Raw genomic sequence first — 9,682 nt, 5'->3', positions numbered from 1 at the left:
CCCAGCGCCAGTTGTCGATGGTGAGCTTCAGCGCGGCATAGGTCTCGGTGGTGCTGCCGGGTTTCACGTCTGCGGTCTTGCGATAGTCGTCGATCTCGGTGTCGCCGATCTTGCCGGCGCGATATTGCCCGCGCACCGAATTATGCAGCGCCTCTTCCTCGCTCTGGGTCTGGATCGCCGCCAGTACCTCGGCCTTTTCCGAGCGCACCGCATGGGCATCGAATTTCGCCGGCGGCTCCATCGCGACCAGCGACAGCAGCTGGAACAGATGGTTCGGCACCATGTCGCGCAGCGCGCCGGTTGCGTCATAGAAACTGCCGCGGTGGCCGACGCCGAGTCTCTCGTCGACGGTAATCTGGATGTGGTCGATGTGATTGCGATTCCAGATCGGTTCGAACATGCCGTTGGCGAAGCGCAGCACCAGGATGTTCTGGACCGTCTCCTTGCCGAGATAATGATCGATCCGGTAAATCTGGTGCTCTTCGACCAGCTTCAGCAGTTCGCTGTTCAAGGCCTTCGCCGAGGCGAGATCGGTCCCGAACGGCTTTTCCACCACCAGCCGCCGCCACGCGCCGTTTTCCGTCAGCATGCCGGTGCGGCCGAGCTCCTGACTGATCGGGAGGAAGCCGCTGGGCGGGGTCGCCAGATAGAACAGCCGGTTGCCGCCGGTTTTCTGCGCGGCCTCCAGTCTGTCGAGGTGCTCGCGCATAGCATCGAACGATGCGGGGTCTTTCGGATCGGCTTCGATGCAGGTGACGCATGCCAAGAGCCGCCTGGCGATCGCGTCGTCGACCTCGCGGGTGGCATACTGGTGCAGACCCTTGGTCAGGCTGTCGGTCAGTTCCTCGCTCGACATGCCCTTGCGGGCGACGCCGACGATGCAGAAATCGTCCGGCAGAAGGCCGTTGACCGCGAGGTTATAGAGCGAAGGCACCACCAGCCGGTGGGCGAGATCGCCGGTCACGCCGAAGATGACAAAGGAGCAGGGATCGGGCTTTTTTTGTTTGGCTTGACTGACGGTCATTTGTGTCAGGCCTTTGAACCGGACTTCTTCGGCGGCTCCCTGTGGCCGCCGAAACCGGCCCGCATCGCGGAGAGAATTTTTTCCGCGAAGGTATGCTCCTTGCGTGAGCGGAAGCGCGCAAACAGCGCTGCGGTCAGCACCTCGGCCGGGACGGCCTCGTCGATGGCGGCATTGACGGTCCAGCGGCCTTCGCCGGAATCCTCCACAAACCCCGAATAATTATCCAGCGTGTGGTTTTCCGCGAGCGCGGACGCCGTCAGATCGAGCAGCCATGACGGGATCACGCTGCCGCGCCGCCACACCTCGGCGATATCGGCGATATCGAGATCGAAGCGATGTTCCGCGGGCAGCGCCTCGATATTGGCGTTCTTCAAGATATCGAACCCTTCAGCATAGGCCTGCATCAGGCCATATTCGATGCCGTTATGGACCATCTTGACGAAGTGCCCGGCGCCGACCGGCCCGGCGTGAATGTAGCCTTGCTCGATCCTGGGGTCGCGTCCGTCACGGCCGCCGGTGCGGGGAATATCGCCGATGCCCGGCGCCAGCGCGGCGAAGATCGGGTCGAGGCGGTCGACCACCGCCTTGTCGCCGCCGATCATCATGCAATAGCCGCGGTCGATGCCCCAGATGCCGCCGGAGGTGCCGACATCGACATAATGGATGCCGCGTTCCCTGAGCGCCTTGCCGCGGCGTACATCGTCCTGCCAGAACGTGTTGCCGCCATCGATGATGACGTCGCCACTCTCCATCAGTTTGGACAGCGCATCGATGGTGGCTTCGGTGATCTTGCCGGCCGGCAGCATCACCCAGGCGGTCCGTGGCTTCTCGAGCTTCTTGACGAAATCCTCCAGGGCGCCGGCGCCGGTTGCGCCGTCGGCCGCGACCGCCGCGACGGCTTTGTCATCCCTGTCGTAAACGACGGTCGTGTGTCCGTGCTTCATCAGCCGGCGGACGATGTTGCCGCCCATCCGCCCCAAACCGATCATGCCGAGCTGCATTTGAAATTCCTTGTTGCTTCCTGGACATGATCCGATCCGGACTTCCTGGGATCATGCTCTAATTCAACGCATTTTGGATGGCGACGTCGAGCATTTTCAAGCCCGCTGTGAGATCGCCCTTCAGATGCACGCGCAGCGCGCGGCGGCCGCGATCGGTGAGCACATCGAAATCGCCGCGCGCCTGCGCGGCCTTGATCACTCCAAAACTCGCCTTCTGCCCCGGCACTGCGAGATCCCTGGCATCGTCGGACGTGATCTGCAGGAATACGCCGCTGTCGGGACCGCCCTTGTAGGCCTGGCCGGTCGAATGCAGGAAACGCGGGCCGAATTCCGCGCAGGTCGCGACACGACGCTTGTCGCGTACCGCGAGCCGCATGTGCTGCAGGCTGTCGATATGCGCGGTGTCGCGCTCGATATAGGCGAGCAGCGCCACGTAATCGCCGCTGTGGGAGCGCCCGAGATGGGCCTTCAGCCAGGAACCGAGATCGCCATTGGCGCCGGCGTTGCGCAAATCGGCGGCGTTCCTGCCGTCGGTGTAGATGTCAGCTTGGGCCGTGGAGATCACGGGCGTTTCCGCCGGCAGCGTGCCGGATTTCTCGAACGCCGCGGTCAATTCCCGGGTCTTGATCTTGGCGGCCTCGACGTCAGGCTGGTTGAACGGATTGATGCCCAGCACCGAGCCGGCGACTGCGGTCGCGAGCTCAAACCGGAAGAATTCCTGGCCGATATGCTCGATCGACTGCAAGACAATGCGGACCACGGGATGACCGGCTTTTTCCAGCGCGGCCAGCTTGGCGTCATGCGCAGCGTCGCTCTCGCCTTCGGTGCGCAGGTCGATAAAGAACCGGTCGCTGCCGTAGAGCGAGGGATCGCCGAGCGATTCGCCATCGATCGGGATCAGGCCCTTGCCGTCCTTGCCGGTGGATTCCGCGATCAGCTGTTCGGCCCAGGCGCCGAAATCGGCGATCTTGTTCGAGGAGAGGATGGTCACCTTGTCGCGGCCTTCGAGACCGGCAAGACCCATCGCGAGGCCGAGTTGCACGCCGGGATTTTCGTGCGGCGGTACATCAGGGCCGCAGGAGCGCATCATCGAAAGCGTGTGCTTCAGTACCGTGCGAAGGTCGATGCCCGCGGCCGCGGCCGGCACCAGTCCGAACGGCGAAAGCACGGAATAGCGTCCGCCGATCGTGGGATCGCCGTGGAAGATGCGGGCAAAGCCTTGCTGGGTCGCAACCTTTTCCAGCGACGAGCCGGGATCGGTCACCGCGATGAAGCGATGGCCGGCCTTGGCGGCGCCGATGGCCTTGGCGACGCGGGCGAAGAAGTAATCTTTCATCACGTTCGGCTCGGTGGTGCCGCCGGATTTACTGGAGACAATGAAAAGCGTCTTTGCGATATCGACGGTCTTTTCCATGGCGCGGACCTGCGCGGGATCGGTCGAGTCCAGCACATGCAGTCTGGGGAAACCGGCCTTCTTGGCGAATGTTTCTGCCAGCACTTCCGGTCCCAGGCTCGATCCGCCCATGCCGAGCACCACGGCGTCGCTGAATTTCTGCCCCTTCACGCGCTGCGCGAAATCCTCATAGTCGGCGATGTCGGCTGCGGCCGCGCTGGTAAGCCAGCCCAGCCACTTGTTCTCGTCGGTCCCGGTCCACACTGACGTGTCGCGCTGCCAGAGCCGGCGGATGGTCGCCGCGGCGCGCCAGTCTTCCGTGGCCTTCTCGACGGCCTTGGTGATCCCGGCGCCCAGCGCCAGTTCCTGAGCGTCGATACCGTGGCCGAGCACGGTGGCGCGCTTGTGCGCGACCGCGCCGTAAAGCTTGTCGGCGGCGTCCGCGAACAGTTTGACGCCATCCTTGACCAGTTCGGTGGTGATCGCATCGAGCGAGATGCCGGATTGCTCGAGCTCCGCCAGCACGCGCTTGGCATCTTCGATATTTTCCTCGAGACTGTCGCGCGGCGTGCCATGGTCGCGGAAGGCGTCGAGCGTCGCCGGCGGTACGGTGTTGACCGTGTTGGGGCCGATCAGCTCCTCGACGTACAGCACGTCGCTGTAGTCCTTGTTCTTGGTGCCGGTCGAGGCCCACAGCAGGCGCTGCGGTCTGGCTCCCTTGGCCGTCAGCTTCTCCCAGCGCGCGCCTGAAAACAGGCGCTTGTAGTCCTGATAGGCGAGCTTGGCGTTGGCGATTGCGACCTTGCCCTTCAGCGCGGCGAGACGCTCCTTTTCGCTGGGATCGTTCGCGCGTGCGATCTTTTCGTCGAGCTGTTTGTCGACCGCGCTGTCGATGCGGCTGACGAAGAAGCTGGCGACGCTGGCGACATGAGACGGATCGCCGCCGCCGGCGACATATTTTTCGAGGCCGTCGAGGTAGGCCTCGGCGACCTCGATATAGGTTTTCTGCGAGAACAACAGCGTGATGTTGATGCTGATGCCTTCGCCGATCAGGTGCTGGATCGCGGGCAGGCCTTCCGGTGTCGCCGGCACCTTGACCATCAGGTTCTTGCGATGGACGTGCTTCCAAAGCCGCTCGGCCTCGGCGATGGTGCCCTTGGTGTCCATCGCCAGATAGGGCGAGACCTCCAGGCTGACGAAGCCGTCATCGCCCTTGAGTTCATCGTAGACCGGGCGCAGCACGTCGGCCGCGTGCTGGATGTCTTCGATCGCGACATGCTCGAACAGCTCGGCAACCGGACGATCGCCGTTTTTCAGGGCGCTGCCGATCGGGCCGTCATATTCGTCCGAACTGCTGATCGCCTTCTCGAAGATCGACGGATTCGACGTCACGCCCTTGACGCCGTCGGTATCGATCAGTTTTTTCAGGTCGCCCTTGGCGACGAAGCCGCGGGCCAGGAAATCCAGCCAGACCGCCTGGCCGTGCTTTTCGAGTGCTTTGACGGGATTCATGATGCCTGTTTCTGTTCGAGCGGGTTCATTCTCGGCCGATGGCAACCTTCTCTGGCGGGAAGCCGGATTGTCAACAAGTCCTTGAGAGGATGCCGGCGAGGGACATACGCCTGTCCGACGATTATAACGCCGATGGTGACATATCGATCCCCGGAAATTGGCTGTTTCACGGCGGCCTGGCACCCGGGCTGCCCTCAAACTGGGCATGGGCAACCGCAGTGGTTCATCGTGATGTCATAACCGTCCGAAAACTTTCCGCCGCAGGCGTTATCAGCGCTGGCGATGGATGTGGCCGCATCAACCGGGACGACAAGGCCGCCAGCTGCAATCACAATTTAGTGGTGTTCCACCCCGCGCGAGCTTGTCGGCGGCATCATGCGTGCGATAGATGCCACACCAAGCACGAAATTTGCCGGGCAGGATGTCCCGGCAAACACATAATGTTGCAGTCAGGGAATGCCGACATGAATCAGGACGGGGAACGCAGCAAGGTTCCGGAGGTCACGCTGGTATTCTGGTTGATCAAGATTCTGGCGACGACGCTCGGCGAAACCGGCGGCGATGCCGTTTCGATGTCGATGGACCTCGGCTACGCGGTCTCCAGCTTTATCTTCATCGGTATTTTTGTGGTCGCGGTGACAGCGCAGATTTCCGCCAAAGCCTTTCATCCCTGGCTGTACTGGCTCGTGGTGATCGCGACCACAACCGCGGGCACGACGATGGCCGACTTCGCCGACCGTTCGCTGGGCATCGGCTATCCCGGCGGCGCCTCGCTGCTATTCCTGCTGCTGATGCTCTCTTTGCTGGTCTGGTACCGGTCGACCGGGTCCATTTCGGTCAACACCGTGGCCACGCCCAAAATCGAAACCTTCTATTGGGTGGCGATCCTTTTTTCGCAGACGCTCGGCACCGCGCTCGGCGACTGGATGGCCGACAGCAACGGGCTCGGCTACCAGGGCGGCGCGCTGGTGTTCGCGGCCGGGCTCGCGGTGATCGCGGCGGCGTATGTTGGGACCAGCATTTCAAGAACGCTTTTGTTCTGGAGCGCCTTCATCCTGACGCGGCCGCTCGGTGCCACGCTGGGCGACTGGCTCGATAAGCCGCTCGACGAGGGTGGCCTTGGCATCAGCAGGTTTTATGCGACGGCAATTCTGGCCGCGGTGATCGTAGCCTGCGTGGTGTTCCTGCCGCAACGCGCCGGTTCTTACGCCGGAAAACCTGATACGAAGCGCGCTTAACCGGGACAGCGGCGAAGGATAATCTCGATGCAGAAAATACATTTGCCGGTGCTGGGGCCGCGTTATTGGGTGGCGCTGTGCATCGCAAGCATTTTTGGCGCCAATATGGGCGATTTCTTCGCCCATAATCTGGGGCTGGGCCATGTTGCGGGCCTCCCATTTCTTGCGCTCGCTCTCGCCATTGTCGTGTTCGCCGAACGCTTCGATCGCTCATCGCATGAAAGCTACTACTGGATCGCCATCATTATCGTCCGGACGGCAGCGACGAACTTTGCCGATTTTGCATGCGGTGATCTCAAATTGCCCAGGCTTCTGGTGACGGCGGCCCTGGCGGTTGTGCTTGCCGCCGCGGTGTGGACCAGCTGGAGGTTGGCATGGCGGTCGATGGCGGCTGATAAAAGTGGCCAAACCGGTACGGTGCTCCGCGCTGATCTCGGCTATTGGGTCTGCATGTTCACGGCGGGGACGCTGGGCACGGTGATTGGCGATTATGGCTCTCACAATTTACATCTTGGCGACGCCGGATCGTCCCTGCTGCTCAGCCCCATTGTGGCGGCGTTGTTTCTGGTGGGACGAAATGGCCCACTGCGCTGGCTGCCGTTCTATTGGCTGACCGTTGTCGCCATCAGGGCCGCCGGAACCTCGGTAGGCGATTTCATTTCGGGTCGAAGCATGCTGGGCCTGCCGCTGAGTACTCTTGTCACGGGCATGCTGTTGGCGGTGCTGCTCGTGGTTTGGCGGGAGCCAGCCACGCCAAAGCAAACAGTGCCGGTCAATTAGCCGGTGGACGCTGCAAACCCAAGGGGGTCGCAGGTCTGCTAGCGCAGGCTGGCGTTGATCTTGTCCAGCGCTGACGTGCCGGGGCACAGCACGTCTTCGCCGAGCTGGTTGAGCGGTGTATCCACCGTGTCGAGATGGGCGTGCAGGTCTTCCGCTTCGGGATCGACGTACAAGAGCCCGGTGACGATCTGGCCCTTGGCGGCGTGCTTTTGCAGGAACGTCATCGCCGCCACACGATCATGCGGGTCGTAATCCGCATCGATCTTGCGCAGGGCCAGTCGCGTGCCGTCGTGCTGCTCGACCACCTGCACCGTTCCCGGCGCGTAATCGACCGTGATCGGCTCGCGGCCGGTGATGACGTCGAGCCGGTTCACCGCGTCATTGTGCTCGCGCACATAATCGAAGCTCTTGGTCGAGCCGGCGTGGTTGTTGAAGGCGACGCAGGGGCTGACGACATCGATGAACGCCGCGCCCTTGTGCTGGATGGCGGCGGCGATCAGCGGCACCAATTGGGTCTTGTCGCCGGAGAAGCTGCGCGCCACGAAGCTCGCGCCAAGCTGGAGCGCGATCGCGACGAGGTCGATGGCGTTGTCATTGTTCATGACGCCCTTCTTGGACTTCGAACCACGGTCGGCGGTGGCCGAGAACTGGCCCTTGGTCAGGCCGTAAACGCCGTTGTTCTCGACGATATAGGTCATGTTGACGCCGCGCCGGATCGAATGCGCGAACTGGCCAAAGCCGATCGAGGCCGAGTCGCCGTCGCCGGAGACGCCGAGATAGATCAGATCGCGGTTGGCGAGATTGGCGCCGGTCAAAACCGACGGCATGCGGCCATGGACCGAATTGAAGCCGTGGGAATTGCCGAGGAAATAATCGGGGGTTTTCGACGAGCAGCCGATGCCGGAGATCTTGGCGACGCGATGCGGCTCGATCGACAGCTCAAAGCAGGCCTCGATGATCGAGGCGGTGATCGAGTCATGGCCGCAGCCGGCGCACAGCGTCGAGACCTTGCCCTCGTAATCCCTGTGGGTGAAGCCGAGATCGTTCTTGGGCAGCCCCGGATGCTGGAATTTCGGCTTGGCGATATAGGTCATGACTTCACCTTGCGACGCGGCGTTACCTGGAGCTGATCCTGATGGTCGCCGATGGCGCCGGCGATGAAGCGCGCGGTGATCGGCGTGCCGTCATAATTCAGGATCGGCACCAGCCGGACCGGATCGATTCCGTTCTCGTTGACGATCAAAGAGCGAAGCTGCGCATCGCGGTTCTGCTCGACCACATAAACGAAATCATGTTCGGCGATGAAGCTGGCGACGCTGGAATGGAACGGGAAAGCGCGAATCCGAAGCCGGTCGAGCTGATGGCCGCGCGCCTCCAGGATTCCGATCGCCTCGTCCATCGCGGGGGCGGTCGAGCCGAAATAGATCACGCCATATTTGGTCGGCTTGGCGGCGTTGGCCTGCAATGGCCGCGGCACCATGTCCTGGGCGGTCTCGAATTTACGCACCAGCCGCTGCATGTTGTCGGCGTAGACAGCGCCTTCCTCGGAATAGCGCGCGTAACGGTCGCGCGAGGTGCCGCGGGTGAAGAACGAGCCTTTGGTCGGATGCGTACCGGGATAGGTGCGGTAGGGAATGCCGTCACCGTCGACGTCGAGGTAGCGGCCGAAATCGCGGCCGTCCTCCAGCATCTCCGCCGTCATCACCTTGCCGCGGTCATATTGCCTGGCATCGTCCCATTTCAGCGGGCGGCTGAGCCGGTGGTTCATGCCGATATCGAGATCGAGCATGACAAAGATCGTGGTCTGCAGCCGCTCGGCGAGATCGAAGGCCTGGGCGGCAAACTCGAAGGCTTCGGCCGGGTCTTCCGGAAACAGCAGCACATGCTTGGTGTCGCCATGCGAGGCATAGGCGCAGGCGATGATGTCGCATTGCTGGGTGCGCGTCGGCATGCCGGTCGACGGACCGGCGCGCTGCACGTTCATGATCACGGCTGGAATCTCGGCAAAGTACGAAAGGCCGATGAACTCCTGCATCAGCGAGATGCCGGGGCCGGAGGTCGCGGTGAAGGCGCGCGCGCCGTTCCATGACGCGCCGATCACGATGCCGATCGAGGCCAGTTCGTCCTCGCCCTGCACGATGGCATATTTCGCCTTGCCGGTTTTCGGATCGTGCCGCAGCTTCTTGCAGTGGCTGGCGAAGGCGTCGGCGAGCGACGATGACGGCGTGATCGGATACCAGGCGCAGACGGTAGCGCCGCCATAGACCGCGCCGAGCGCGGCCGCGCTATTGCCTTCGATGAAAATGCGGTCGCCGACCTTGTCGGCCTTCTTGACGCGCAGACCGGTCGGGCATTTGAGGTTCTGCAATGCCCAGTCACGGCCGAGATGCAGCGCGTGGACGTTCGACGACAAGAGCTTTTCCTTGCCCTTGTACTGCTCGCCGATCAGTTGCTCGATCAGCTTGGGGTCCATGTCGAGCAGCGCGCACAGCGCGCCGAGATAGATGATGTTCTTGAACAGCTGGCGCTGGCGCGGATCGGTATAGGTCGAGTTGGTGATCGCGGTCAGCGGCACGCCGATTACGGTGATATCGGCGCGGAATTTCGACGCCGGCATCGGCTTGGTCGAATCGTAGAACAGATAGCCGCCGGGCTCGATCGAGGCGAGATCCTTGTCCCAGGTCTGCGGGTTCATCGCCACCATCATGTCGACGCCGCCGCGGGCGCCGAGATG

General features: G+C 62.6%; 7 protein-coding genes. 2 read left to right on the top strand and 5 right to left on the bottom strand.

Annotated elements, in window-relative coordinates:
- From zwf to ABR948_RS24435, 3 genes are all read right to left on the bottom strand, one after another.
- Positions 1 to 1,024 (bottom strand): glucose-6-phosphate dehydrogenase (gene zwf, locus ABR948_RS24445; protein ID WP_428122998.1); only part of this gene is annotated, 1,024 nt, incomplete at its 3' end.
- A 5-nt stretch (positions 1,025 to 1,029) separates the two neighbouring features.
- The gene (gene gnd / locus ABR948_RS24440) at positions 1,030 to 2,025 is read right to left on the bottom strand and encodes a phosphogluconate dehydrogenase (NAD(+)-dependent, decarboxylating) (RefSeq protein ID WP_428122996.1); all 996 of its coding nucleotides are present in this window, start codon (positions 2,023 to 2,025) and stop codon (positions 1,030 to 1,032) included.
- Between the two features lie 58 nt (positions 2,026 to 2,083).
- Positions 2,084 to 4,930 (bottom strand): bifunctional transaldolase/phosoglucose isomerase, encoded by a 2,847-nt coding sequence (locus tag ABR948_RS24435; protein ID WP_428122995.1) that lies wholly within the window; start codon positions 4,928 to 4,930, stop codon positions 2,084 to 2,086.
- Between the two features lie 464 nt (positions 4,931 to 5,394).
- Here ABR948_RS24435 and ABR948_RS24430 point away from each other — a divergent pair, with 464 nt between their 5' ends.
- Complete coding sequence (locus ABR948_RS24430; protein WP_428122994.1) at positions 5,395 to 6,168, top strand: COG4705 family protein; 774 nt, start codon at positions 5,395 to 5,397, stop codon at positions 6,166 to 6,168.
- A gap of 27 nt (positions 6,169 to 6,195) precedes the next feature.
- Entirely contained in the window at positions 6,196 to 6,948 is a 753-nt protein-coding gene (locus tag ABR948_RS24425; RefSeq protein WP_428122992.1) for a COG4705 family protein, read from the top strand.
- Between the two features lie 38 nt (positions 6,949 to 6,986).
- Here ABR948_RS24425 and ABR948_RS24420 read toward each other — a convergent pair whose 3' ends face one another.
- The gene (locus ABR948_RS24420) at positions 6,987 to 8,042 is read right to left on the bottom strand and encodes a 2-oxoacid:ferredoxin oxidoreductase subunit beta (RefSeq protein WP_428122991.1); all 1,056 of its coding nucleotides are present in this window, start codon (positions 8,040 to 8,042) and stop codon (positions 6,987 to 6,989) included.
- A partial coding sequence (locus ABR948_RS24415; protein ID WP_428122990.1) for a 2-oxoacid:acceptor oxidoreductase subunit alpha occupies positions 8,039 to 9,682 on the bottom strand: 1,644 nt, incomplete at its 5' end. The genes ABR948_RS24420 and ABR948_RS24415, both read right to left, overlap by 4 nt.

The sequence above is a fragment of the Bradyrhizobium sp. genome, from assembly GCF_050014615.1.
Lineage (GTDB): Bacteria > Pseudomonadota > Alphaproteobacteria > Rhizobiales > Xanthobacteraceae > Bradyrhizobium.
This window is presented reverse-complemented; position numbering and strand designations above follow the sequence as displayed.

What these genes read in the sequence shown, in the direction of transcription:
- gnd (WP_428122996.1), bottom strand. Translation starts at nt 2,025, where the DNA reads ATGCAGCTCGGCATGATCGGTTTGGGGCGGATGGGCGGCAACATCGTC.
- ABR948_RS24420 (WP_428122991.1), bottom strand. Translation starts at nt 8,042, where the DNA reads ATGACCTATATCGCCAAGCCGAAATTCCAGCATCCGGGGCTGCCCAAG.
- ABR948_RS24430 (WP_428122994.1), top strand. Translation starts at nt 5,395, where the DNA reads ATGAATCAGGACGGGGAACGCAGCAAGGTTCCGGAGGTCACGCTGGTA.
- ABR948_RS24425 (WP_428122992.1), top strand. Translation starts at nt 6,196, where the DNA reads ATGCAGAAAATACATTTGCCGGTGCTGGGGCCGCGTTATTGGGTGGCG.
- ABR948_RS24435 (WP_428122995.1), bottom strand. Translation starts at nt 4,930, where the DNA reads ATGAATCCCGTCAAAGCACTCGAAAAGCACGGCCAGGCGGTCTGGCTG.